At 39.3% G+C, this 25,521-nt stretch carries 18 protein-coding genes and 5 tRNA genes; 22 read left to right on the plus strand and 1 reads right to left on the minus strand.

The features are described 5' to 3' along the window. Nucleotides 1-16: 16 nt before the first annotated feature. From xerC to G7050_RS05065, 19 genes are all read left to right on the plus strand, one after another. The gene (xerC, locus tag G7050_RS04975; protein WP_185154946.1) at nt 17-901 is read left to right on the plus strand and encodes a tyrosine recombinase XerC; all 885 of its coding nucleotides are present in this window, start codon (nt 17-19) and stop codon (nt 899-901) included. Between the two features lie 26 nt (nt 902-927). Continuing rightward, on the plus strand, nt 928-1,227 hold the full coding sequence (gene hpf, locus G7050_RS04980) for a ribosome hibernation-promoting factor, HPF/YfiA family (protein WP_166117642.1): 300 nt from the start codon (nt 928-930) through the stop codon (nt 1,225-1,227). 113 nt (nt 1,228-1,340) lie between these two features. Continuing rightward, nucleotides 1,341-1,414, plus strand: a tRNA-Thr gene (locus G7050_RS04985). 45 nt (nt 1,415-1,459) lie between these two features. Then, nucleotides 1,460-1,542 (plus strand) — tRNA-Tyr (locus G7050_RS04990). Nucleotides 1,543-1,553: 11 nt separating this feature from the next. Next, nucleotides 1,554-1,626, plus strand: a tRNA-Gly gene (locus G7050_RS04995). Between the two features lie 6 nt (nt 1,627-1,632). Beyond that, nucleotides 1,633-1,705 (plus strand) — tRNA-Thr (locus tag G7050_RS05000). Nucleotides 1,706-1,801: 96 nt separating this feature from the next. Continuing rightward, nucleotides 1,802-2,989 (plus strand): elongation factor Tu, encoded by a 1,188-nt coding sequence (gene tuf, locus G7050_RS05005; RefSeq protein WP_166112065.1) that lies wholly within the window; start codon nt 1,802-1,804, stop codon nt 2,987-2,989. Nucleotides 2,990-3,044: 55 nt separating this feature from the next. Further along, nucleotides 3,045-3,117: transfer RNA gene (locus tag G7050_RS05010), tRNA-Trp, on the plus strand. Nucleotides 3,118-3,135: 18 nt separating this feature from the next. Continuing rightward, the gene (secE, locus tag G7050_RS05015) at nt 3,136-3,327 is read left to right on the plus strand and encodes a preprotein translocase subunit SecE (protein WP_166112068.1); all 192 of its coding nucleotides are present in this window, start codon (nt 3,136-3,138) and stop codon (nt 3,325-3,327) included. A gap of 22 nt (nt 3,328-3,349) precedes the next feature. Then, complete coding sequence (gene nusG / locus G7050_RS05020; RefSeq protein WP_166112071.1) at nt 3,350-3,895, plus strand: transcription termination/antitermination protein NusG; 546 nt, start codon at nt 3,350-3,352, stop codon at nt 3,893-3,895. Between the two features lie 69 nt (nt 3,896-3,964). Next, nucleotides 3,965-4,408 carry a 50S ribosomal protein L11 gene (gene rplK / locus G7050_RS05025; protein ID WP_166112074.1) on the plus strand — a complete coding sequence of 148 codons (444 nt, stop codon included), beginning with the start codon at nt 3,965-3,967 and terminating at the stop codon, nt 4,406-4,408. Nucleotides 4,409-4,426: 18 nt separating this feature from the next. Continuing rightward, nucleotides 4,427-5,125: a 50S ribosomal protein L1 gene (rplA, locus tag G7050_RS05030; RefSeq protein ID WP_166112077.1), complete on the plus strand. Its 699-nt coding sequence runs from the start codon at nt 4,427-4,429 to the stop codon at nt 5,123-5,125. 16 nt (nt 5,126-5,141) lie between these two features. After that, nucleotides 5,142-5,654, plus strand: coding sequence for a 50S ribosomal protein L10 (gene rplJ / locus G7050_RS05035; RefSeq protein ID WP_166112080.1), 513 nt, complete (start codon nt 5,142-5,144; stop codon nt 5,652-5,654). Nucleotides 5,655-5,695: 41 nt separating this feature from the next. Next, nucleotides 5,696-6,067 carry a 50S ribosomal protein L7/L12 gene (rplL, locus tag G7050_RS05040; protein ID WP_110310220.1) on the plus strand — a complete coding sequence of 124 codons (372 nt, stop codon included), beginning with the start codon at nt 5,696-5,698 and terminating at the stop codon, nt 6,065-6,067. A gap of 106 nt (nt 6,068-6,173) precedes the next feature. Beyond that, entirely contained in the window at nt 6,174-9,986 is a 3,813-nt protein-coding gene (gene rpoB, locus G7050_RS05045) for a DNA-directed RNA polymerase subunit beta (protein WP_166112083.1), read from the plus strand. Between the two features lie 85 nt (nt 9,987-10,071). Next, complete coding sequence (rpoC, locus tag G7050_RS05050; RefSeq protein ID WP_166112086.1) at nt 10,072-14,355, plus strand: DNA-directed RNA polymerase subunit beta'; 4,284 nt, start codon at nt 10,072-10,074, stop codon at nt 14,353-14,355. 229 nt (nt 14,356-14,584) lie between these two features. Continuing rightward, a complete protein-coding gene (locus tag G7050_RS05055; protein ID WP_166112089.1) occupies nt 14,585-14,752 on the plus strand; it encodes a hypothetical protein in 168 nt (55 codons plus the stop codon). A gap of 82 nt (nt 14,753-14,834) precedes the next feature. Further along, entirely contained in the window at nt 14,835-15,002 is a 168-nt protein-coding gene (locus tag G7050_RS05060; RefSeq protein ID WP_166112093.1) for a hypothetical protein, read from the plus strand. A gap of 171 nt (nt 15,003-15,173) precedes the next feature. Continuing rightward, on the plus strand, nt 15,174-16,085 hold the full coding sequence (locus tag G7050_RS05065) for a DUF4097 domain-containing protein (RefSeq protein ID WP_166112096.1): 912 nt from the start codon (nt 15,174-15,176) through the stop codon (nt 16,083-16,085). 102 nt (nt 16,086-16,187) lie between these two features. On the opposite strand, the gene G7050_RS05070 is transcribed toward G7050_RS05065, so the two are convergent. Beyond that, a complete protein-coding gene (locus G7050_RS05070; protein ID WP_166112099.1) occupies nt 16,188-21,767 on the minus strand; it encodes an alpha-2-macroglobulin in 5,580 nt (1,859 codons plus the stop codon). 642 nt (nt 21,768-22,409) lie between these two features. Here G7050_RS05070 and G7050_RS05075 point away from each other — a divergent pair. The 3 genes from G7050_RS05075 to G7050_RS05085 all read left to right on the plus strand — a co-directional run bounded on the left by G7050_RS05075 (nt 22,410) and on the right by G7050_RS05085 (nt 25,517). Next, a complete protein-coding gene (locus G7050_RS05075) occupies nt 22,410-22,898 on the plus strand; it encodes a phBC6A51 family helix-turn-helix protein (RefSeq protein WP_166112102.1) in 489 nt (162 codons plus the stop codon). A gap of 355 nt (nt 22,899-23,253) precedes the next feature. After that, nucleotides 23,254-24,546, plus strand: a complete 1,293-nt coding sequence (locus tag G7050_RS05080; protein WP_166112105.1) for an Nramp family divalent metal transporter — start codon at nt 23,254-23,256, stop codon at nt 24,544-24,546. Nucleotides 24,547-24,596: 50 nt separating this feature from the next. Beyond that, on the plus strand, nt 24,597-25,517 hold the full coding sequence (locus tag G7050_RS05085; RefSeq protein ID WP_255499259.1) for a glycosyltransferase: 921 nt from the start codon (nt 24,597-24,599) through the stop codon (nt 25,515-25,517). Nucleotides 25,518-25,521 lie beyond the last annotated feature (4 nt).

The following is a 25,521-nucleotide window of genomic DNA, read 5'->3' on the forward strand; positions in this document are numbered from 1 at the left end:
ACCAGAAAGGTAAATAATGACGATAGTTGACAAATATATAGATTATCTCCGTTATGAAAAGAACTACTCTTCTCACACGGAGATTTCTTATTATAGTGACCTTATCCAATTCAGAGATTTTATAGACACTAATTATCCTGATGTGGAGCTGGAAACTGTAGATGGCGATATCGTCAGAGCATGGATCATCTTTTTAATGGAGACCAAAACCTCCGCCCGTTCAGTAAACAGGAAATTGAGTTCTTTGAAATCATTTTATCGGTACCTCCAAAAGATGGGGCTAGTATCCATAAGTCCCTTAAAAAAGATAAGCGGACCTAAAGCGAAAAAGCCAATACCATCGTTTGTGAATTATGCGGATATGGAAAAGGTGCTTGATCTCGAAGTTTTGGACAATGACTATGAATCATTCCGAGACAAAGTTATCCTCGAGTTATTCTATGTAACCGGTATGCGAAGAGCAGAACTTATCGGACTAACTGATAAAGATGTGGATCTTTATTCGGGCAGTATAAGGGTTACGGGTAAACGTAACAAACAGCGAATCATACCTATTAGCAAGAACACCATAGCACTAATAGATGATTATCTTGAAATACGCAACCAAAATTTCGAGAACCAAACAGTCTCTTTCTTTGTTAAAAAGGACGGAGAACCAATCTATCCCATGTTAATCCATCGGATAGTAAGCAGTCACCTCAAGTGGATTCCGACTTTAGCGAAAGCAAGTCCACACGTTTTAAGACATTCGTTTGCTACAGGAATGCTTAACAACGGAGCTGACATAAATGCGGTAAAAGAACTGCTGGGACATTCGAGTTTAGCATCTACTGAGATTTACACGCATACATCTTTTGACGAACTTAAGAAAATATACAATAAAGCTCATCCTCGAGCATAACTATTAAAACAAAAGGAGGAATCATGATGGACATTAAAATTCAAGCGCTACACTTTGACGCTAGTGAAAAACTTAGAGAGTTTATCCAAAAGAAGGTAATTAAGCTAGAAAAATATTCAGACGACATATTAAGTGCAGATATTATACTTAAGGTTGTAAAACCAGAAACCAGTAATAATAAAGATGCATCAATAAAGTTAAATGTCAAGAATGATGAGCTTTACGCAAATAAAACAGCCGAAAGTTTCGAAGAAGCAATCGATTTATGCTCAGAGGCTTTGGAAAAGCAACTGATCAAGTACAAAGAAAAAGTGCAACCTAAGTAAAAATAACTGATATTTTCTTGGGAGTTAAGAAATTTCTTTCTATTTTTGTCGCCGTTTCGCATAAAGCACATCTGCGAAGCGGCGATTATTATTTGGAGAATAATCAAGCCCATGCCTCTTTAGCTCAGTTGGCCAGAGCACGTGATTTGTAATCTCGGGGTCGTTGGTTCGAATCCGACAAGAGGCTCAAAAAAAGAAAGGCAAAAGCCTATTTTTTTTCAGTGAGAAAAAGGGGCAGTTACCAGAGTGGCCAAATGGGTCTGACTGTAACTCAGATAGCGTAAGCTTACGGTGGTTCGAATCCATCACTGCCCACTTTTTATTTTGCGAAAGTAGCTCAGTTGATAGAGCATCAGCCTTCCAAGCTGAGGGTCGCGGGTTTGAGCCCCGTCTTTCGCTCTCATCGCCAATGTAGCTCAGTTGGTAGAGCACTTCCTTGGTAAGGAAGAGGTCACGGGTTCAAGTCCCGTCATAGGCTCTAGAGATTGCAGCAGGCAATATAATAACGGTGGTTTTATTATCACCATAGAAAAGAATTAGAAAAGCAATCATTAATTAATAAGTACACTTTATTATGGCAAAAGAACATTTTAACCGGTCGAAACCACACGTAAATATCGGTACAATCGGTCACGTTGACCACGGTAAAACTACTCTTACTGCTGCTATCACTAAAGTATTAGCAGATAAAGGGTTCTCTGAAGCTAAATCTTTTGATCAAATCGATAACGCTCCTGAAGAAAAAGAACGTGGTATCACTATCAATACTTCTCACGTAGAATATCAAACAGCTAACCGTCATTACGCTCACGTTGACTGTCCAGGTCACGCTGACTACGTAAAAAACATGGTTACTGGTGCTGCACAAATGGACGGTGCTATCATTGTAGTTGCTGCAACTGATGGTCCTATGCCTCAAACTCGTGAGCACATTCTTCTAGCACGTCAGGTAAACGTACCTCGTCTAGTTGTATTCATGAACAAATGCGATATCGTTGAAGACGAAGAAATGTTGGAACTAGTTGAAATGGAAATGAGAGAACTTCTTTCATTCTACAACTTCGACGGTGACAATACTCCAGTTATCCGCGGATCTGCTCTTGGAGCACTTAACGGTGTTGAGCCTTGGGTTAGCCAAGTTATGGAGCTTATGAACGCAGTTGATACTTGGATTGAACTACCTCCACGTGATGTTGACAAACCATTCCTTATGCCCGTTGAAGACGTATTCTCGATCACAGGTCGTGGTACTGTAGCAACAGGTCGTATCGAAACAGGTATCATCAAAACTTCTGAAGAAGTTCAAATCATTGGACTTGGATCTGAAGGAAAAAAATCAGTTGTTACTGGTGTTGAGATGTTCCGTAAAATCCTAGACGAAGGTCAAGCTGGTGATAACGTAGGTCTTTTACTTCGTGGTGTTGATAAAGACGATATCAAACGTGGTATGGTTATCACTCACCCAGGAAAAGTAACTCCTCACACTAAGTTCAAAGCTGAGGTATATATCTTGAAAAAAGAAGAAGGTGGACGTCACACTCCATTCCACAATAAATATCGCCCTCAATTCTATATTCGTACATTAGATGTTACAGGTGAAATCACTCTTCCAGAAGGAACTGACATGGTAATGCCAGGTGATAACTTAACAATCAATGTAGAATTGATCTACCCAGTAGCATGTAATGTAGGTCTACGTTTCGCTATCCGCGAAGGTGGTCGTACAGTAGGAGCTGGTCAGATTACAGAAATTGTTGAATAATATTTATTCAATCAAATAAAGCCAAAGTCGGCTAATAAATAGCCGACTTCAGTTTACGGGTTTAGCTCAGTTGGTAGAGCACTGGTCTCCAAAACCAGGTGTCGGGAGTTCGAGTCTCTCAACCCGTGCAAATCTCTTAATGGGTAATGAAAAAAATAATTCAATACGTAAAAGACTCATATAACGAACTTGTACACAAGGTTTCTTGGCCTACACGTGCAGAGCTCACAAACAGTGCTGTTGTTGTCATGATAGCTTCCTTTATTATGGCTCTAATAGTGTTTGGAATAGATTCTGCTTTCGAATGGGCACTTAAGTATTTTTACAATCTTGTATAATAATCCTCTTTAATTTATTAAAATGACTGAAATCGAAAAGAAATGGTACGTACTGCGTGCTGTTAGCGGAAAAGAAAATAAAGTCAAAGAGTATCTTGAGGCGGAAATAAAAAAAACCGAGTTAGGAAAATACATTTCTCAAGTTCTTATACCTACCGAAAAGACTTATATCATGCGTAATGGGAAAAAAGTTCTCAAAGAAAGAGCTTATCTCCCCGGATATATATTGATAGAAGCTGCTTTGGTGGGTGAAGTTGTGCATGAACTCCGCAATATAAATTATGTTGCAGGTTTTCTTCCTAATGCTACAAATCCTCAACCGTTAAGCCAATCTGAAGTAAATCGCATTTTAGGCACGATGGATGAGTTGGATGAGCAAAGCGAAGAAATGGATGTTCAATATATCGTAGGTGAAACGGTGAAGGTCAATAATGGACCATTCAATGGCTTCTCGGGTATTATTGAAGAAGTGAATGCAGAGAAAAAGAAACTCAAAGTGATGGTAAAGATATTCGGACGAAAAACTCCTCTCGAATTGAATTACTTACAAGTCGAAAAAGAACAATAAATTTGGTTACGCATTTTTTATTGATTTTCCACTAAGTTTTAAACAAAAACAAAAAAATTTAAAACAAAAATGGCTAAAGAAATTGCTGGACAATTAAAATTACAAATTAAAGGCGGTGCAGCAAATCCATCTCCTCCCGTAGGACCTGCTTTAGGTTCTAAAGGGATCAACATCATGGATTTTTGCAAGCAATTTAATGCCAGAACTCAAGACAAGGCAGGTAAAATATTACCAGTAGTAATTACTTACTACGCTGACAAGTCTTTTGATTTTATAATCAAAAATCCTCCTGTAGCAATACAACTACTTGAGCTTACTAAGCAAAAAAGTGGTTCTGCTGAACCTAACCGTAAAAAAATCTCTGAAATAACTTGGGAACAAGTACAAGTTATAGCTGAAGATAAAATGGGTGATTTGAATTGTTTTACGATCGAATCGGCTATGAAAATGGTTGCCGGAACAGCAAGAAGTATGGGGATCACTGTAAAAGGGGCTTTCCCTGATGTTAAATAAATAAACTTCAATTGAGAAATGGGTAAACTTACAAAAAATCAAAAGTTAGCTTTTAGCAAGATTGAAGCAGGGAAATCTTATTCACTTAAAGAAGCATCGGCACTTGTAAAAGAAATTACTACAAGTAAATTTGATGCATCTGTTGACGTAGATGTACGTCTAGGTGTAGATCCACGTAAAGCTAACCAGATGGTAAGAGGTGTAGTATCTCTTCCTCATGGAACAGGAAAACAAGTAAGAGTTCTTGTGTTATGTTCGCCAGACGCCGAAGCTGCTGCAAAAGAAGCCGGAGCAGACCACGTAGGTCTTGATGAATATATCGAAAAAATAAAAGGTGGCTGGACTGATATTGATGTTATCATCACTCAACCTGCCATTATGGGTAAAATCGGAGCTTTAGGTCGTGTACTAGGTCCTCGTGGTCTTATGCCGAATCCAAAGAGCGGTACTGTTACAGTAGATGTAGCAAAAGCTGTTACTGAGGTTAAAGCAGGTAAGATTGACTTTAAAGTAGACAAAACAGGTATTATCCATGCATCTATAGGTAAGGTATCATTTACTGCTGATCAAATCAAAGATAATGCGAAAGAATTTATCAATACGCTTATCAAATTGAAACCAAGTTCGGCTAAAGGTACTTATGTGAAGAGTGTATTTCTTTCTAGCACTATGAGTCCGGGTATTAAAATAGACCCTAAATCAGTAGACGAAAACTAATTAAAACTACGGAATTATGAGAAAGGAAGATAAAAGCACTATTATAGATACCATTGCAGCTACAATAAAAGGATATGATTTCTTTTATTTGACTGATATCTCTACACTTAATGCAGCAAAAACCAGCGCTTTAAGAGCTGAATGCTTTAAGAGTGATATCAAGCTGATGGTAGTTAAAAATACCTTATTGCAAAAAGCACTAGAATCATTAGATACTGATTATTCTGAATTGACTCCGGTCTTGACAGGTAACACTGCTATCATGCTTTCTAACGTTGCAAATGCTCCTGCTAAATTAATCGACAAATATAGCAAAGAAGGTATACCAGCGCTTAAGGCTGCATACGTGCAAGAAAGCTTCTATGTAGGAGCTGAAAACCTAAAAGCGTTAGTAAATATCAAGAGCAAAGAAGAACTTCTTGGAGAGGTTATCGGATTGTTACAATCGCCTATCAAGAATGTTGTATCTGCTCTTCAATCAGGTGGTAACACCATCCACGGAGTACTTGAGACTCTATCGAAAAGATAAATTAAACAAAAGAAGTAATAACAATTTTAATACATACAAAAATGGCAGACGTAAAAGCTATTGCTGAACAACTAGTAAATTTGACAGTTAAAGAAGTTAGCGAATTGGCTGAAACTCTTAAAACAGAATACGGTATCGAACCAGCTGCTGCAGCTGTTGCCGTTGCTGCTCCTGCTGCTGCAGCAGAAGCTGTAGAAGAAAAAACAGCATTTGATGTTGTTTTGAAATCTGCTGGTGCAAACAAACTAGCTATAGTAAAAGCTGTTAAAGAACTTACAGGTTTAGGTTTGAAAGAAGCGAAAGATCTAGTAGATGCTGCTCCTTCTGAATTGAAAAAAGGTGTTAGCAAAGACGAAGCTGATGCATTGAAAAAACAATTGGAAGAAGCTGGAGCTGAAGTTGAACTTAAATAAAACAAAAAAATCCTGTTAATCAGGATGTTGGTTGAGAACCTTCTGAGTAAGGAGGTTCTTGACCTTTTTGCGTCAAAAGTAATTAGTTCAAAAAAAAGAGTATTCCATGTCTTCAACTACAACAAATCAAAGAATCAACTTTGCTTCAATAAAAAATCCTCTTCACTACCCAGATTTTCTTGAAGTACAACTAAAGTCTTTCAGAGACTTTTTACAGCTTGATACACCTCCTGAAAAAAGAAAGAAAGAAGGCTTATATAAAGTTTTTGCTGAGAATTTTCCTATCGCAGATACTCGTAACAACTTTGTATTAGAATTTTTGGACTACTATATCGATCCTCCCCGCTACACTATCGATGAGTGTGTTGAGAGAGGTTTAACGTATAGTGTTCCTCTTAAAGCGAAGCTAAAACTTTACTGTACAGACCCTGATCATGAGGATTTCGATACAGTAATTCAAGACGTATACCTTGGACTAATTCCATACATGACAGAAAAAGGTACTTTTGTCATCAATGGAGCTGAGCGTGTAGTTGTATCGCAACTTCACCGTTCGCCAGGTGTATTCTTCGGACAAAGTGTACATGCCAATGGTAGTAAATTATACTCTGCTCGTATCATTCCATTCAAGGGTTCTTGGATTGAATTTGCAACAGACATCAACAGTGTCATGTATGCGTATATCGACAGAAAAAAGAAATTACCGGTAACTACTCTACTTAGAGCTATCGGTTTCGAAAGTGATAAAGATATTCTCGAAATATTTGACCTTGCCGAGGAAGTTAAAGTTAATAAGCAAAATCTAAAAAAGATTGAAGGACGCAGGCTTGCTGCCCGTATCCTTAAGACATGGATGGAAGATTTTGTAGATGAAGACACTGGTGAGGTTACTTCTATAGAACGAAATGAAGTTATAATCGAACGTGAAACTATTGTTGAGAAAGACCATATGGATGCTATTCTTGACTCGGGTGTAGCTTCGATATTGTTGCATAAGAGCAATCAGAATGCTTCAGATTATACTATAATCTATAACACTTTACAAAAAGACCCTAGTAACTCGGAAATAGACGCCGTGCGTCATATCTACCGCCAATTACGTAGTGCCGAGCCTGCTGATGATACTAGTGCACGCGAGGTTATCAACAGTTTATTCTTCTCTGAAAAACGTTACGATTTAGGAGAAGTTGGTCGATACAGAATCAATAAGAAACTTGGTTTGAATACGAGCGTAGATGTTCGTGTTTTGACCAAAGAAGATATAATTGAAATCATAAAATACTTAATTGAGCTTATCAACTCCAAAGCAATTGTAGATGATATTGACCACTTAAGCAACAGACGTGTACGTACTGTAGGAGAACAACTTTACAACCAGTTTGGAGTTGGTCTTAACCGTATGGCCCGTATCATTCGTGAGAGAATGAATGTGCGCGACAATGAGGTATTTACTCCTATTGACTTGATCAATGCGAAAACTATTTCATCTGTTGTGAATACATTCTTCGGAACGAATGCACTTTCTCAGTTCATGGATCAAACCAACCCTCTGGCTGAGATTACTCACAAACGCCGTATGTCGGCCTTAGGACCAGGTGGTCTTTCTCGTGAAAGAGCAGGTTTCGAGGTTCGTGACGTTCACTTTACCCACTATGGCCGTTTGTGTCCAATTGAAACTCCTGAGGGACCAAATATCGGTCTTATCTCTTCTCTTTGTGTATATGCTAAAATCAACGAACTAGGATTCATCGAGACTCCTTATCGTAAAGTTACCAATAACAAAGTAGATCTTTCTGAGGATGGTATTATTTACCTTGCAGCAGAAGAGGAAGAAGAAAAAATTATCGCTCAAGGAAATGCTCCTTTAGATGATAACGGAAGTTTCATTAATACTCGTGTAAAAGCTCGTCAGGACGCCGACTATCCGGTAGTAGGCCCTGAGGAAATCGAATTGATGGACGTATCTCCTACTCAGATTGCATCTATTGCAGCATCTTTGATTCCTTTCTTGGAGCATGATGATGCCAACCGTGCACTGATGGGATCTAATATGATGCGCCAGGCAGTTCCTTTACTTCGTACCGAAGCTCCTATCGTGGGAACTGGTATCGAAGGCTTGCTTATTAAAGATTCGCGTACACAAGTTGTGGCAGAAGGTCCCGGCGAGATTGTGTATGTGGATGCGAGTACTATTAAGATTAAATATGACCGTACAGACGACGAAGAATTTATAAGCTTCGACAGTGCTGTTAAGACACATATAGTACCTAAATTCAGAAAGACTAACCAGAATACTACTATTGACCTTCGTCCAACATGCAAAAAAGGTCAACGTGTAGAAACAGGTGATATCCTGACTGAAGGGTATTCTACTGAAGATGGTGAATTGGCAATCGGAAAGAACCTTAAGGTTGCTTTCATGCCTTGGAAAGGTTATAACTTTGAGGATGCTATCGTATTGAACGAACGTATTGTTCGCGAAGACGTATTTACATCTGTTCACGTAGAAGAGTTTTCTCTTGATGTACGTGATACTAAACGTGGTGTGGAAGAATTAACTTCTGATATTCCTAACGTTAGTGAAGAAGCAACCAAAGACTTGGATGAAAGAGGAATCGTTCGCATAGGAGCTCGTGTGGGTCCCGGCGACATTCTTATCGGTAAGATTACTCCTAAGGGAGAATCGGATCCTTCTCCTGAGGAAAAACTTCTTCGTGCCATATTCGGAGACAAAGCCGGAGATGTGAAAGATGCTTCATTGAAAGCTTCTCCATCATTGAAGGGTGTTGTTATCGGAACTAATTTGTTCTCTAAAGCGGCTAAAAAAGGAAAAACAAAACTTTCGAGCAAAGCATTGCTTCCTAAATTAGACGAAGAGTATGAAGAAAAAATGGCTAAACAAAAATCTATCTTGGTAGATAAGCTATTGGTTCTGACCGAAGGTAAAGCATCTCAAGGAGTAAAAGATTATTTGAATACAGATGTTATTGCTAAAGGTGCTAAATTCACAAAATCGGCACTTGACAGCATCGACTTCGAATCGATACAAGTAAGTAAATGGACTGCGGACGATAACAAAAATGAGCTTATTAAGAGCGTTATTGTAAATTATCTACGTAAGTACAAAGAACTTGACGCTGAATTGAAACGTAAGCGTTTCGATCTTACAATCGGTGATGAACTTCCATCGGGTATTGTACAAATCGCAAAAGTATACGTAGCTAAGAAACGTAAAGTGCAGGTAGGTGATAAGATGGCAGGACGTCACGGTAACAAAGGTATCGTGTCTCGTATCGTTCGTCAAGAAGATATGCCATTCTTACCCGACGGAACACCGGTTGATATTGTGTTGAACCCACTTGGTGTGCCTTCTCGTATGAACCTTGGACAGATTTTCGAAACTGTACTTGGTTGGGCAGGTAAAGAACTGGGTGTTAAGTTTGCAACTCCAATTTTTGACGGTGCAAGTCTTGATGACCTGAATGAATGGACTGACAAAGCAGGTGTGCCTCGTTATGGTAAAGCTTATCTATACGATGGTGGAACCGGAGATCGTTTTGACCAAACTGCAACTGTAGGTATTATCTACATGTTGAAACTGGGTCACATGGTTGAAGATAAAATGCACGCTCGTTCTATCGGACCATACTCACTTATTACGCAACAACCTCTTGGAGGTAAGGCTCAATTCGGGGGTCAACGTTTCGGAGAGATGGAGGTTTGGGCACTTGAAGCATTTGGTGCTGCACACATCTTACAAGAAATACTTACAATCAAGTCGGATGATGTGATGGGACGCTCTAAAGCTTATGAAGCTATTGTTAAGGGCGAACCAATGCCACAACCGGGTATACCTGAATCATTGAATGTATTGTTACATGAAATGAGAGGTCTTGGTTTAAGCGTAACTCTTGATTAATAAAACATAGGATTTGTGGAGTATTTCCCCGTGAAATACTCCATATACTTATAAATATACTTTAACTCTTTATATAATTTGATATATGGCTTTTAGAAAAGATAGTAAAGTAAAGAGTAGCTTTTCAAAAATCACAGTAAGTCTTGCTTCTCCGGAAGAAATTCTGGAAAATTCAAGCGGTGAAGTCTTGAAACCCGAAACTATAAACTATCGTACCTACAAACCCGAACGTGATGGTTTGTTCTGCGAACGTATTTTTGGTCCGGTAAAAGACTACGAATGTCATTGCGGTAAATACAAACGTATCCGATATAAAGGTATCGTCTGCGACCGTTGTGGTGTAGAGGTTACTGAGAAAAAAGTAAGACGCGAGCGTACCGGTCACATCCACTTGGTAGTGCCTGTTGCTCACATCTGGTATTTCCGTTCTTTACCTAACAAAATGGGTTATCTTCTTGGTATACCAACCAAGAAACTTGATATGATCATTTATTACGAACGTTATGTTGTAATACAAGCTGGTATCAAAGAAGAAGAAGGTGTTGCTTATAAAGATTTATTGACTGAAGAAGAATATCTAAACCACTTGGATACACTTCCTAAAGACAATCAACTGTTGGACGACATGGATCCAAACAAGTTTATTGCCAAAATGGGAGCTGAAGCGGTTTACGATCTATTGGCTCGTTTGAATCTCGATTCATTGGCTAATACACTTCGTCACAGAGCTAATACAGATACTTCTCAACAACGTAAAAACGAGGCTTTGAAACAACTTCAAGTTGTGGAAGCTTTCCGTGGATCGAAAGCAAAAAATCGCCCGGAATGGATGGTTGTTAAGATTGTACCTGTAATACCACCCGAACTTCGTCCACTGGTTCCTTTGGATGGAGGTCGTTTTGCTACATCTGACTTGAATGACTTGTATCGTCGTGTTATCATACGTAACAACCGTTTGAAACGATTGATCGACATTAAAGCTCCGGATGTAATCCTTCGTAATGAGAAACGTATGCTTCAAGAGGCTGTGGATTCATTGTTTGATAACTCTCGTAAATCGAGTGCAATCAAAACAGAATCGAACCGTCCTCTTAAATCACTTTCCGATAGTTTGAAGGGTAAACAAGGACGTTTCCGTCAAAACCTTTTGGGTAAACGTGTTGACTATTCGGCTCGTTCGGTAATTGTCGTTGGACCTGAATTGAAGATGCACGAGTGTGGTCTTCCAAAAGATATGGCTGCTGAGCTATTCAAACCATTTGTGATCCGTAAATTGATTGAGCGTGGTATCGTGAAAACGGTAAAATCTGCTAAAAAGATTGTTGATCGCAAAGAACCTGTAGTATGGGATATTCTTGAGCATGTGATGAAAGGTCACCCCGTATTGCTCAACCGTGCCCCTACTCTTCACCGTTTGGGTATTCAAGCATTCCAACCTAAAATGATCGAGGGTAAAGCAATCCAATTGCACCCACTTTCATGTACTGCCTTCAATGCCGACTTTGACGGTGACCAGATGGCTGTTCACTTACCTTTGGGTAACGACGCTGTATTGGAAGCTCAAATGTTGATGCTTGCTTCTCATAATATCTTGAACCCTGCTAACGGTGCACCTATTACTGTACCTTCTCAGGACATGGTATTGGGATTGTATTATATCACAAAAATACGTCCGGGAGCACAAGGGGAAGGTCTTACTTTTTACGGACCTGAAGAGGCTATTATTGCTTATAATGAGAAGAAAGTGGATATACATGCCCTTATTAAAGTGTATGTAAGAGACCTTGACGAGAACGGACAAGTGGCTACAATTATGCGTGAAACTACGGTTGGACGTGTACTTGTAAACCAAAATACTCCGATCGAAGTAGGATTTATCAACGAAATCTTATCTAAAAAATCACTAAGAGATATTATCGGTAATATCATCAAATTGGCAGGAGTTGCTAAAACAGCTCAGTTCCTTGACGATATTAAAGATCTTGGATATACAATGGCATTCCGTGGAGGATTGTCGTTTAACCTTGAGGATGTAATTATCCCCGCAGAAAAAGAAACGCTGGTTAAACAAGGATATGATGAAGTTGAACAGATTCTAGGAAACTACAATATGGGATTCATCACCTATAACGAGCGTTACAACCAGATTATTGATACCTGGACACACATCAACTCTAAGTTGTCGAACATTTTGATGAAACAACTTTCGGAAGATGACCAAGGTTTTAATGCTGTATACATGATGCTTGATTCGGGAGCCCGTGGTTCTAAAGAGCAGATTCGTCAGTTGTCAGGTATGCGTGGATTGATGGCAAAACCTCAGAAAAGTGGAGCGGAAGGTGCTCAAATTATTGAGAATCCTATCCTTTCTAACTTTAAAGAAGGTCTGTCGGTGTTAGAGTACTTTATCTCTACCCACGGTGCTCGTAAAGGTCTTGCCGATACAGCATTGAAAACAGCCGATGCAGGATACTTAACACGTCGTCTGGTTGACGTATCACAAGATGTGATCATCAATGAAGAAGACTGTGGTACACTTCGCGGACTTGTTTGTACAGAACTTAAAAACAACGAAGAAGTTGTAGCTTCACTATACGAACGTATATTGGGTCGTGTTTCGGTTCATGATATTCAACATCCTTTGACAGGAGAAGTCCTTGTTGAGTCTGGAGAACAAATCAGAGAAGAAGCCGCTACAATTATTCAAAATTCACCAATTGAGCGTGTTGAAATCCGTTCGGTATTGACTTGCGAATCTAAAAAAGGCGTATGTGCTAAGTGTTACGGACGTAACCTTGCTACAGGTCGTATGGTTCAAAAAGGAGAAGCCGTTGGAGTTATCGCTGCTCAGTCTATCGGTGAGCCTGGTACACAGCTTACACTTCGTACGTTCCACGTAGGGGGTATCGCTTCGAATATTGCTACTGAAAACAGCATCATGACAAAATACGATGGTATTTTGGAAATTGATGACCTGCGTGTTGTTGAAACTATCGACGAAGCAGGTAAGAAAGTACAAATCGTTGTGAGCCGTCTGGTTGAAATACGTGTGGTTGATCCTAATACTAAAATCGTATTACTTACTCACAATATTCCTTATGGTGCTAAACTTTATTTCAAAGAAGGTGCCAACGTTAAGAAAGGTGATGTAATTTGCGAATGGGATCCATTTAATGCTGTTATCGTATCGGAAGCAACAGGTAAGATTAAGTTCGAAAACGTAATAGAAAATGTTACTTACAAAGTAGAGTCGGATGAACAAACCGGTTTGAAAGAAAAGATCATTATCGAATCGCGTGATAAGACTAAAGCTCCTGAAGCACACATTCTGGATGAAAAAGGCAATATAATCAAAACATACAGTTTACCTCTTGGTGCTCACGTTGTCAAAGAAGATGGCGACACTATGAAAGCCGGAGATGTACTGGTTAAGATACCTCGTGCTGTAGGTAAAGCGGGTGATATTACCGGGGGTCTTCCTCGTGTTACCGAGCTATTCGAAGCACGTAATCCGTCTAACCCTGCTGTTGTATCTGAAATTGATGGAGAGGCTTCGTTTGGTAAGATCAAACGTGGTAACAGAGAGGTAATTATTACATCTAAAACAGGTGAAATAAAGAAATATCTGGTTCCACTTTCTAAACAAATTCTGGTACAAGAGAATGACTTTATCCGTGCAGGTATGCCTTTATCGGATGGTGCTACTACTCCTTCGGATATTCTTGCTATCATGGGACCAACTGCGGTACAAGAGTATATTGTAAACGAAGTACAGGATGTATACCGTCTGCAAGGTGTGAAAATCAATGATAAACACTTCGAAGTTATCGTACGTCAGATGATGCGTAAGGTAGAAGTGGTTGATCCGGGAGACACTCGTTTCCTTGAGCAACAAGTGATTGATAAGCATGAGGTAATGGAAGAAAACGATCGTATCTGGGGTAAAAAAGTGGTTGTAGATGCAGGTGACTCTTCTACATTCGAACCCGGACAGATTGTTACAGCTCGTAAACTGAGAGACGAAAACTCGATGTTGAAACGACGTGACCTTCGTATAGTAGAAGTTCGTGATGCAATTCCTGCAACTGCGAATCAGATACTTCAAGGTATCACCCGTGCGGCTCTTCAAACACAAAGCTTCATGTCGGCTGCTTCGTTCCAGGAAACTACTAAGGTTCTTAACGATGCTGCTATTCATGGTAAGGTTGACAGATTGGAAGGTCTGAAAGAAAACGTTATTTGCGGTCACTTGATTCCTGCAGGTACAGGTCAACGAGATTTTGATAAGCTTGTTGTTGGTACTAAAGAAGATTTTGACAGAGTAATGGCTAACAGAAAGACTGTTGTTGATTTTGACAGTGTAGAGTAGTTCACTCTTACATTATAATACCGAAAGGGGACGAATAATATTCGTCCCCTTTTTTATTTCAAAGTCTCAGACCTTTTTTATTGCTTTGGTAAGTAAAAAACATCCAAAGCCTTTCATAAGCCCAAAGTGCATCATTACACACTTTCTTTTACTAATAATCCGTTAAATAATACTTAGGAAAGAACATTACTGATTATTAAGGCGTTTATAAAGGATAAACATTAACATTATGAAGATACTTAAGAAAACAGTTAAAGCTAGAGACTTCAAGTCATATGAAAGTGCTAGAATAGTTAAGAACTCAGGAGAGATTCCTGACAAAGTAACTAACAGTGAAGTAAAGGCTGCCACAAACAAGATTAATCCTGACGAGGCTAGTATGGAAAGCAGAGGGTAATCAACAAAGCTTCATATAACTTTACATAAGCACAAATATTTTTCACAATGCTAAATATTAGAAACCTAAATATTTAAATGCGATGAGTAATAGACGTGAAGAACTTGAGAAAGAAATAGAGATAGTCCAAGACAGAATTGACAGTCCGCCTGCGGGTACACCTAAAGATGTTATGGAATCTTGGATAAAAGAGCTAGATAGTTTATCTTTTGAGTTGAATAATCTTTATGATGACGATGATAATGATTAGTGCTGATTGATTGGGCGTATTTCGACAGAATATACCCACACATAATACGGAAAAGGACGGATGAATATATCCGTCCTTTCTTGTTTGAATAAATGAATCACTACAGAATCTCTTCAGAATGTTTAGCCACTTTTGTTCTTATTAAAAGAACACACATCTAAAATTATTTTTATGAAAACCAGAATTATTAGTGGCTTAGCTCTATTTTGTTTACTTACTGTATTTTACTCTTGTAGTGATAGTGATGATAATAATACTCCATCCATACCGGGAGATATTAGTGAGGAAGGTAAAGGACCTTCGGCTGACGACAGGCTAGATATACCTGTGAGTGAGGCTTTTTTAGGTGATTCGATTCAGTCGATGCTTAGATATTCGTTACAGACTAATCCTGTAAGTATTGTAAATGCGTCTACGACTCAAAACGGGCATATCGAAGTATTAGGCGGATATAAATCGGAAGCGGCAGTATACATTTATGCCAAGGCAGATGACCAATCTTCTTTATCTAAGGAACAAATCAATACTATATTAGACAAATATTATGATGTAAAGTCAGAGGTAAATGGAAAAACAATCAATGCTTCTGTCACCGAGAAGACAGGTATAAATCATGGTACTGACTACCATCAGTTAAGGGTATCGATGAAAATCTTTACGCCTCAAAGTGTTTCTTCGCAGTTAAGCCTTCAGAACGGAAGTATCTTTGTACAGTCTCTTACCGGCCCGCAACATACAGCAACTACAACGAGTGGTGCCATAAAATATTTACATACAGAGGCTACTACAATTACAGCCAACTCAACCAATGGCTATATTGCTTTTATTAATTCAAAAGCATCTGAAGCAATGAGTGCTAAGACTCAAAAAGGAAGTATACAGATTGCAGTGCCTTCAACAACAAAAGCTCATCTCAATTTGTCTTCAACAAACCATGTTACAGCTTCGGTATTAACGGCTAGTAATTTTGATGGTACAAAGACTAAAAATGTTGTAAAAGGAGAATTAAACGGAGGAGGAGCCAACATTAATGCATCTGTCGGTTATGGATCTGTTATCTTCAGATGGTATACGAATAATTAAATAATATAGCAATACATATTTCAATTGCTTAATTCGAAGTTTTGTCAATGAAAAAGCCGCATACATATATTGTACGCGGCTTTTTTATTTAGAATATAAGTTTTACTGTTTTACCTCAACCCACATGCCCGAAGTGCGGCTTTGAGTTTGCGGTTTATACATAGCCTCGCAAGACACTGCCGGAAGATAGAATCGACCGCAATAGGCAGCTTGTAAGCGAACTTTGATTGCTGTTGAATACCCATTACCCAAATTGAAGAATGTCATCACCCTATCGTCTCGTATATCCTGATAGTTAAACGATGGATTGGTAGCATTAGCGGCTGCATTAAATAAGCGGCTATTGAATATTTCCCAACCCGAAGGGAATATCTGGGTAAGTGCTAAGTCGGTGATAGATTCGCCCGAAACATTCTGAACAATCACATTAGCAAAGAACTCTGTCCCCTGTTGAAGTGAAGTCACATCAATCTCGTTATTATTATCATCCACATATTTCACATACAGATTTATCCCGTCATTTTTAGGCTGAGATTTGTCTACCAGAGGTTGTGTACGTCCAATCAAACGAACGTATAATTGCCCTTGACCTTTATTTGTGAAATTGATATTCACAGCTTCCTGTGGTTTAATCGTATATTCATTAAATACCAGAGATGAACTTTCGACCTTTTGAGCTACGCCATTCAAACTCCAGTCATAAGCTATCACTCCTTTACCCATCTTTTCGGCTAATTGAGACATGGCCATCAAACCAAATGCAGCCGTTTGGGTAGAAATGTAATCGGAGCTTAATGCAGCCGATATCTGAGATGCTAACGAAAGGGCTTTCTCGGTTCTGCCTAACAATAAGTTAGTTTCCATTATCATCGCCATATCACGAGCGGGGCTACCGTAGGTATTGTTGAATGCCGAATAATTATCGACAGTTAAAGGAACATTCGTCACAATTTGCTGAGCTGCATCTTTTTTACCTGCAATGGCATACGCGGCAGCTAATCTCCAACGAGCTTGTATCGAAAGCTCTTTCATTTCTTTCAATCGATTCATAGCTCCTAATTCCGGTTCACCGGCTAAAGCCAATGTATACAAACGGTATGCTTGTTGCAGATCGTTCATCGAATACGAGTAATAAGAACTGTAAAGATCTCCCCTGTTCCAACGCTGAGCTGTTTTTTTCTGGAATTGTTTCCACTTACTGATAACTGATTCGGGTACATTATAGCCTTTATTCTTAGCTTCGATAAGGAAATGACCTGCATAGGTACTCACCCACTCTGTTGGATACGAACTACCCGGCCAATAAACTATACCCCCATCTCCTAATTGACGTGATGACAATATTTTGATGGCTTCGTTGATATTGTATTTCATCTTCTCGGTTTCTTTTTCCGAGAATTTACGGAATGCTCCGACATATAACAGAGGGAACACGCGTGATGTTACTTGCTCCGAACATCCATAAGGATAATCATAGAGATAGGCCATATTCTTACTCAGATCAACAGCCGGCATACGAGAAACTTCGAGTCTAACCCAATCATCTGCTGTGGGCGAATCCATATCAATATTTAATTCGTGCGATTGTCCTGCCGGAACCAAAGCATCGGAAGTTAATATAATAGGTGGATTAGGGTTCCGTACCATTATATCGATAGTTTCGTTTGAGCTTTCGCCTCCGCCACTCGCTTTTATGGTTACTTTTTCAGCTCCTGTTTTCTTGGCTACTTTTACTTTAAAGTAAATCACCTTATCGCCTGTTTCGGTAAATGTTACCGACTTGCTTGTTCCGTCAACAAACTGGAATAATCCATTGGCTGCCTGAACAGTTACATTTACTGTCTTCACTTTTTTATCCATTGCAAATACATTCACAGGAAGTAGTATCTCCTCGTCAGGTCCTGCAACTCTTGGAAGTGTTGATAAAACCATCAACGGATTCTTCACTGCAACCGTTTTTTCGGTACTTCCGTAAGCTCCGTCTTGTGAACCTGCAACCACCATCACTCGTACCGAACCGATATACGGATCGAGTTTTATCTTATGCGATTGTGTTTCGCCTTTCTTCATGGTGAATGGTCCTAAGAATTTCACCACAGGTTTGAATCGGTTCAAAGGATTGCTCGATGGTTTAAGAGTCTCGTCACCACCGATACTCAACAATGGACCCAGTTTTCCGGCTTGTGCACCTACTACCATATCGAACATATCCCATGTACGAACTCCTAATGCCTGATAAGCATAGAAATCGGTCCACGCATTGGGTGTTTTAAATGAAGTCAGATCAAGCAGACCTTCATCCACTACAGCCAGAGTATAGGTCATTGCCTTCTTATTCTTCTCCGATACCGAAACGGTAAATTCTTTTTCGGGTCGCAGTTCATCAGGCATGGTTATGACGGGAGTCAATATGGTGTTTTTATTCTCCACTTTGATATTCAACACACCATACAAACGAATAGGCAAATCATTGTCCGTTTGAGCATGTGGTTGTAAAAGTGTTGCGAAGATGAAGAAGTTAGGATTCATTTCGTCCGTTACTTCAAATGTGTATTTGGTATCTTCTTTTGCACTGGTTTTAGCCCAATCGCGTTGTATGACTTTGGTACCGTCTTCGATACTGATAAGCACTCGTCCATCCGAACTTTTAGGAATGGTCACCGTTACTTTTTCGCCCACCTGATAAGGTGTCTTTTTATCTGTTGAGAAAGACAGCATGGTTAATCCCGAAGCATCTTCTTTATCCGAACGTCCTTTCCATGCAGGCCAGTCAACATAGATCACTTTTCCTGAGATATGACCGCTTTGACGATCGGTAGCCATCACCAGATAGCGTCCCCACTCTGCATCTTCGACTTTAAAACTAACTTTGGCTTTTCCTCCGACTGTCGATACATCCTTATCCAATACTACATTTGCCGATGTATTGTTGACATAGGAAGACAGGTCGTCGTTATTACGATTCCACCACCACGACCATTTGATCTTATATATTTTGACATTGACATCCGATCTGCTAACAGGTTTTCCTTCGGGAGTCAATGTTATTATATCCATCACATTGTCTTTGCCTGTTTCCAACATTTCATAGTCTGATTCATTAGGCGATTTTATACCTACATAAGCCGAATATGGAGAATAGGCTGCTGTTTGCGAATAGATACTTGCATCGCCTCCTGTTTCGAATACCCTCGATACCAATGTTGCTTTAAGCATTCCCGGAGCATTGGACGCCGGAGGTAGTTTCGCTGATATGGAAGCATTTCCACTCGCATCCAATCGACCTTCGTATATGGTATAGGTATCGGTAGTAAAGTTGCTTGCCGGATTGTTAAACGAATATGCTTCATATCCTTTAAACGGATTACCGGCTAATGACAAGGTCATTTCAACACTCGCTTTCAGATTGGATGCTGCTGCACCGTGCAACCATTGCGAAGATAAGGTACTGTTCAAGACACCTTTGCTTGCATCAATCAGTTCACCAACATTTAAACGGACTTTCAGCCTGTTGGGTTTTACGGTTTCGATTCGTATTGTTTTTGAGAAGGTAGCTCCTCCTACTTTTATATCTGCCCGCCAGTTACCGGTTATAGCTCCCGGATCGGTTGCCAGTTTGAAAGTATAGAAGCCATCTTTTCCCGATGTATTTACAAATTTCTGATAGAGTTGCCCTGTGGGTGTAAACATGTCTAATGATACGGGATGCCCTTTAGGCAGGGGATTTACTTTATCATCCAAAATAAATGTCAAGTAAATAGAATCGCCCGGACGCCAGACTCCTCTTTCTCCGTAAATATACCCTTTCAATCCCTTTTGTATCTCTTTTCCACTCACATCAAAATTGCTGAGCGATAGGGATAAATTAGAAGTCAGTTTCAGATATCCTTTGTCTTTATCTTTTGATGCCACTACCACAAAAGGAATGCCTCCTTTGTAGTCAATAGTGGCGAAACCATCTCCGTCGGTTTTAGCCGATCCTATACGTTGCATCTGGAAATTATATACATCAACAACTGCTCCTGATATGGGTTTTGTTGTAAGTATGTCGGTAAGTGCAACTGTTACTTTTTTGTCTGAGCCTATTTTAGCGATCAAACCTATATTAGAAGCATATACTATACAATCGGATGAACGGTTGCTGTAATAGCTGCTTTTACAAGGATCTTCTCTTTCCTCCCAATTGTAATCCTCCCAATCTATAGGATCATAATAATAGGTTTGAGGTATGTCCCAAACAGCTTCGTCTTCTTCCGTCATACGGTTGTCGAATCGCTCCAAACCTGCCTCTTGAGGGACTTGGGGAACTATTCCGCTACATGGGTATAATGAATATTCTTTCTTCATGGTAAACTTAATCCGATAGATTGCACCCGGATCTTGTTTAATAAGTGTTGATAAGTCTATCGAGAAATTATTCCATTGATCCAATCGCATGGTATGGTCTTCATCGAGCCTTATTTGCTTTTTAAGCACCAAACGCCCGAAGCGTCTCAATTCATTATCACCTCCAAAATCATTTGATTGAAGGTATCCTAATACATTGTTTTCAAATATCTTGACAATGGTAATATCTACTGCCCACAGATTGACTGCCTGAAAGGGTATATTCAGATTATCGGAACTTGGAAGGATGTTACCCGAGTTGAGTAATTTAATTTCGGGTTTATTTTTTTCAAGTGAGAGCTGATAATTATAATTTTTATCTAATGTTTTATTCTCGGAGCTTTTCAGCTCTTTAAAGATATTCAGATCGACACTGGTATTATTGCTGTTGGCATCTAAATAGAGTTTCAATACATTTTTTTGTATATCGTACGAGAAGTTTTCGATTCCATTCGGATTAACCAATCCTTGTATATTCTGATTGTTCGATAAAGGATCGCTGAATGTAATACGTATACATTCCGATGGTTCGTAAGCCGTGCGTACATCAATCACCGAAAAGGTGGAAGCATTGATAGCCGGTAATACAATGGGCAATTGCTCTGCATCTCTTTTTGCTCCGATAGGCGAACCGTCTACCTTCAACGTATAGGTCAAATCCTGAGTTGTTCTTTTTAAACTGTCAATAGTAAAGGCATATCGTCCTTTTACGTCTGTAGCTTCTATTTTCACAACGGCTGTGTTGGAATTTCCTTCTACCGAAAGCATTTTCTCGATATCGGGCATAGCTGCCTCATCTGCCAGAGAAAGTGTACCTCTTACCGTGTTCCATGTCAGGTCATTGTCCTTTGTTGGGGAATAGGGTAAGATATCTACGGCAAAATTTTGCTCCGGTACTTTAAAGTAGAAATAAAACTCTTTGAAGTCTTTTTCCACCTGAAGTACTTTATCGAGTTTGAACCAAGCATCGTAAGTCTCGCCTTGCTTCAACTCGCCGGGTTCGGGTACAAATTTGATTGTACGTGTATTTACCCAATATGCTTTTCCTTTAATTTTCGGGGAAAACTCGAATAAGTCCTGATCGACTTCGGTATTCAACTCCACGGCAGGCATATCCTGATTCAGTTCGATCTGGATAGAAGATACCGACGAAACCGATCCGTAAGTAAATGCTGCAATATAACGTGCAAATTCGGGATCAATAGTGCGTGATCCTTTACGACTACAGGCATTTGTAAATAACAAAAAGCCTAGCGAGAGCATAAGTACCAATATGGGATTTATCTTTTTTCTCATGAAGTGCTATTTTAGTGAAAGTGTAAATAAAAACAAATATAAGTAAACTTTATAAAGCATATATTGTTTCTTTAGAGAAAGAAAAAGTTAAATGTTCAATTTTTCTAACGCACCCTATGGGATTGTTTTTTATTTTGCCTTGATGCAAAACGAAACAAAAGATCAAGACTGTGCCTTTTGCCCGACCCGCTACGGTCTCAAAAGCTAAAACAAAAGAAAAACGTTTATCGTTGATATCCTTTTGTTTTTTAACGCTTTCTTCACCCTTCGGGTACCCCGTGCAACCGGCAAGGTCGGGAGCCTAACGGACGAAAGCCGTTTACGTGCGTCAGCTCCGGTGCATCAGTGGCGTAGCCGTTGGCTGACAAGCGAGGCAGGCGTAAAACTAAACGTGCCGTAAGGCAATAAGTTTAGTTTAGACCGCAAGCTTAAGGCAGGCAGGCGAGCCACGCGGCACAAAGCCTTTTTGATTCCTTTTGCGGATTTGGGCAAAATGAATACAAGCAATCTTCGATTGCGCGTAGAAGAATTTAAACGACTAATTCGCATAACTATAACAACCATAAGCTGTGAGGGTTCAGTAATAAACCCGATAATACCTTCTGCTACTTATCAGCCATTTTATCTATTAAAGAAAGTATTATGGGAAAATATACGCAGAAACTAGTTGAGAAAATATCAGGTTTGATAGAGGAGGATAATTATACTATTACAGAAATATGCCGCATAGCGGGAATAAGCCGTAATGTGTTTTATGAATGGAAAGCCACCAAGCCCGAATTTTCGGAGGCTTTGAATCAGGCATTCGAAGCTCGTGAAGAAAGATTGAGGCAGCAAGCTCGAAGGTCGATGAGACAGAAACTTGAAGGGCAAAAACAAATAGAAACCAAAATAACTTATACGGCTTCAAAAGACAGTGACGACCCGTATACGCTCGTAGTAAAAGAGTACGTTGTAAAAGAAAAGTATTGCCTGCCGGAAACTTCGGCCATCATCCATTCGTTATCGGGAGGATATAATGAATCGAAAAGCGGAAAACAGGCGATGCCTGCAAGCCCATTGATCATACAGGTGGATAGCGAAAAGACCAAGCGTGATATGGAAAGGTTGCAACAGCGGTTAAGTTCGTAAGAGGTGTCATTTTTGTAATCTTTGTCATCTTTTTTAACGGAACACGATGAAATACAGTTATTTGAAAACAGGACTAAATTACACCTGCCTTACAGGCTAGTAAGGCACATTTGTAAGTTTATTCACAATTATATTCTTTGAAAATTTAAACAAGCTCTAAATATATTAAGTTCTCAGAACCATTTACTGGTTTAGTAAGCGAAACAGCGATAGGGTGTTACAGTCTTTAAATATTTTCTTTTTCTTATATGACCTTTTGTACTAACTTTGCTGGAACGGGGTTTATAAATGAGACATATTAACGGACTTGCGACATAGATGTAACTATAATGTATTGTAATGGTTATAAGGAAATATGAAAAACTTTTGGCAGAGATTAAGAAAAGATTATAACAAGAAAGACACCAAGCTAAAATCGGGGGCTTTTGAACTGTTAAAGTACATAGGACCTGGATTGTTGGTGACTGTCGGGTTTATTGATCCGGGAAACTGGGCATCAAATTTTGCAGCCGGATCGGAGTTTGGATATGCTCTCTTGTGGGTGGTAACCTTATCTACCGTTATGCTGATTATACTTCAACACAATGTAGCCCACTTGGGTATTGTTACGGGATTGTGTCTGTCTGAAGCTGCCAATAAGTATCTTCCCCGACGAGCTTCGAGAATTACACTCTGGTCGGCTATTGCTGCTTCTATTTCGACATCTCTAGCCGAGATATTAGGGGGAGCAATTGCCTTACAAATGCTTTTTGATGTCCCTATAAAAATAGGAGCTATACTTGTTACCATATTTGTGGCGTGTATGATGTTCTCCAATTCATACAAGAAGATCGAGCGTTATATTATTGCCTTTGTATCTCTGATCGGATTGTCGTTTATATACGAACTTTTTCTGGTAGATATCGAATGGAAAGAGGCTGCTGTTTCGTGGGTCACTCCATCTATGCCCGACGGAAGTATACTTATTATAATGAGCGTCTTGGGTGCGGTTGTTATGCCTCACAACCTCTTTCTTCATTCCGAAGTTATTCAAAGTCGCGAATGGAATCTGAAAGATGATAAGGTTATTGAGAAGCAACTTAAATATGAGTTTTTCGATACCCTTTTTTCGATGGTTATCGGATGGGCTATTAACAGTGCGATGATCCTGCTGGCTGCTTCTACTTTTTTCAGAGAAGGGTTAATCGTAGATGATTTACAACAGGCAAAAAGCCTTTTAGAACCTCTATTGGGAGCAAATGCTGCTGTTGTATTCGCCATTGCTCTTTTATTTGCAGGGGTTTCATCTTCGATGACTTCGGGTATTGCGGCAGGGTCTATCTTTGCCGGCATGTATGACGAACCGTATAATATAAAAGATATACACTCTCGCACCGGGGTGGCCATTTCGTTGGGAGTAGCTCTTTTAATCATATTTCTAATAAGCAATCCTTTCAAAGGACTCATCATTTCGCAAGCGGTGCTTAGTATGCAATTACCGATAACTGTCTTTTTACAGGTAAGACTTACTTCTTCTAAAGAGGTAATGGGTAAATATGCAAACAAACCTCTCACCAAATACATGCTTTATACAATTGCAAGTATTGTTACTTTACTGAATATTTGGTTACTATATAGTTTAGCTACGGGATGGGTAATAACCGGCTAAGTATAATTATACCTCTTTATAATGTTGAAGATTATATTGAAAGGTGTATTTTGAGCATTGTTCGTCAATCTATTGATACTGACAAGTATGAATTGATTGTGGTTAATGACGGCTCAACAGATAGAAGCGAATCTATCGTTAGAAAACTACAAAGCAATTATCCTTTTATAAAGCTGATTAAGAAAGAGAACGGAGGTCTTAGTTCTGCTCGAAACAAGGGATTAGATATTGCTTCCGGTGATTATATATTCTTTGTTGATGCTGACGACTGGGTATCGCCCGACTCATTATCTCAATTATTGGATATTATAAATACTAACCCTGACGATATTATTTTATTCAAAGTGGCAGAAGTGTATCCTGATGGAAAGACAAAATCGATCCATTTCCATCTCCCCAAAAGCAACCAAATGCTACCGGTGGATGATTACATTTGCAACTACACAATACTGAGTGCAGCATGGCAAGGATTATTTAAGCGTAGTCTCTTCACCGATCATAACATACGAATGCCCGAAGGTTATCTGGCTGAGGACGATGATCTGGTTGTCAAATTATACTCTGTAGCCGAAACTATTTATTATCTGCCTATCGAAGGTTATAATTACTACCAACGTCCGCAATCGATCAGCAATAATTCTGACACGCATCACAATGAAAAACTGATAAAAGACCGAATTTCTATTTTCAGGGAATTGGTAATCTATGTCCAAAGGTTCACAGGTAAAAGAAAAATGGGATTGGAACGCAAATTAAATTTTCTGGCACTGGATATAATAAGATTACTTATCCGAAAATCACAAACGAGACCGACAATCGATGCAATATTACGACAACTATCTGATTTAGGCTATTTTCCATTAAGCAGAAAGGCATATTCGGTGAAATATACAATACTCCGGACGTTACTAAATAAGCCTTCCAGAATCCGTTTTTTTACTTCTTTGAAAAAAAGTGAAAAGTTTTTTTAATAAT

It is taken from the genome of Dysgonomonas sp. HDW5A, from assembly GCF_011299555.1.
Taxonomy (GTDB): domain Bacteria; phylum Bacteroidota; class Bacteroidia; order Bacteroidales; family Dysgonomonadaceae; genus Dysgonomonas_A.

What these genes read in the sequence shown, in the direction of transcription:
- xerC (WP_185154946.1), top strand. Translation starts at nt 17, where the DNA reads ATGACGATAGTTGACAAATATATAGATTATCTCCGTTATGAAAAGAAC.
- hpf (WP_166117642.1), top strand. Translation starts at nt 928, where the DNA reads ATGGACATTAAAATTCAAGCGCTACACTTTGACGCTAGTGAAAAACTT.
- tuf (WP_166112065.1), top strand. Translation starts at nt 1,802, where the DNA reads ATGGCAAAAGAACATTTTAACCGGTCGAAACCACACGTAAATATCGGT.
- secE (WP_166112068.1), top strand. Translation starts at nt 3,136, where the DNA reads ATGAAAAAAATAATTCAATACGTAAAAGACTCATATAACGAACTTGTA.
- nusG (WP_166112071.1), top strand. Translation starts at nt 3,350, where the DNA reads ATGACTGAAATCGAAAAGAAATGGTACGTACTGCGTGCTGTTAGCGGA.
- rplK (WP_166112074.1), top strand. Translation starts at nt 3,965, where the DNA reads ATGGCTAAAGAAATTGCTGGACAATTAAAATTACAAATTAAAGGCGGT.
- rplA (WP_166112077.1), top strand. Translation starts at nt 4,427, where the DNA reads ATGGGTAAACTTACAAAAAATCAAAAGTTAGCTTTTAGCAAGATTGAA.
- rplJ (WP_166112080.1), top strand. Translation starts at nt 5,142, where the DNA reads ATGAGAAAGGAAGATAAAAGCACTATTATAGATACCATTGCAGCTACA.
- rplL (WP_110310220.1), top strand. Translation starts at nt 5,696, where the DNA reads ATGGCAGACGTAAAAGCTATTGCTGAACAACTAGTAAATTTGACAGTT.
- rpoB (WP_166112083.1), top strand. Translation starts at nt 6,174, where the DNA reads ATGTCTTCAACTACAACAAATCAAAGAATCAACTTTGCTTCAATAAAA.
- rpoC (WP_166112086.1), top strand. Translation starts at nt 10,072, where the DNA reads ATGGCTTTTAGAAAAGATAGTAAAGTAAAGAGTAGCTTTTCAAAAATC.
- G7050_RS05055 (WP_166112089.1), top strand. Translation starts at nt 14,585, where the DNA reads ATGAAGATACTTAAGAAAACAGTTAAAGCTAGAGACTTCAAGTCATAT.
- G7050_RS05060 (WP_166112093.1), top strand. Translation starts at nt 14,835, where the DNA reads ATGAGTAATAGACGTGAAGAACTTGAGAAAGAAATAGAGATAGTCCAA.
- G7050_RS05065 (WP_166112096.1), top strand. Translation starts at nt 15,174, where the DNA reads ATGAAAACCAGAATTATTAGTGGCTTAGCTCTATTTTGTTTACTTACT.
- G7050_RS05070 (WP_166112099.1), bottom strand. Translation starts at nt 21,767, where the DNA reads ATGAGAAAAAAGATAAATCCCATATTGGTACTTATGCTCTCGCTAGGC.
- G7050_RS05075 (WP_166112102.1), top strand. Translation starts at nt 22,410, where the DNA reads ATGGGAAAATATACGCAGAAACTAGTTGAGAAAATATCAGGTTTGATA.
- G7050_RS05080 (WP_166112105.1), top strand. Translation starts at nt 23,254, where the DNA reads ATGAAAAACTTTTGGCAGAGATTAAGAAAAGATTATAACAAGAAAGAC.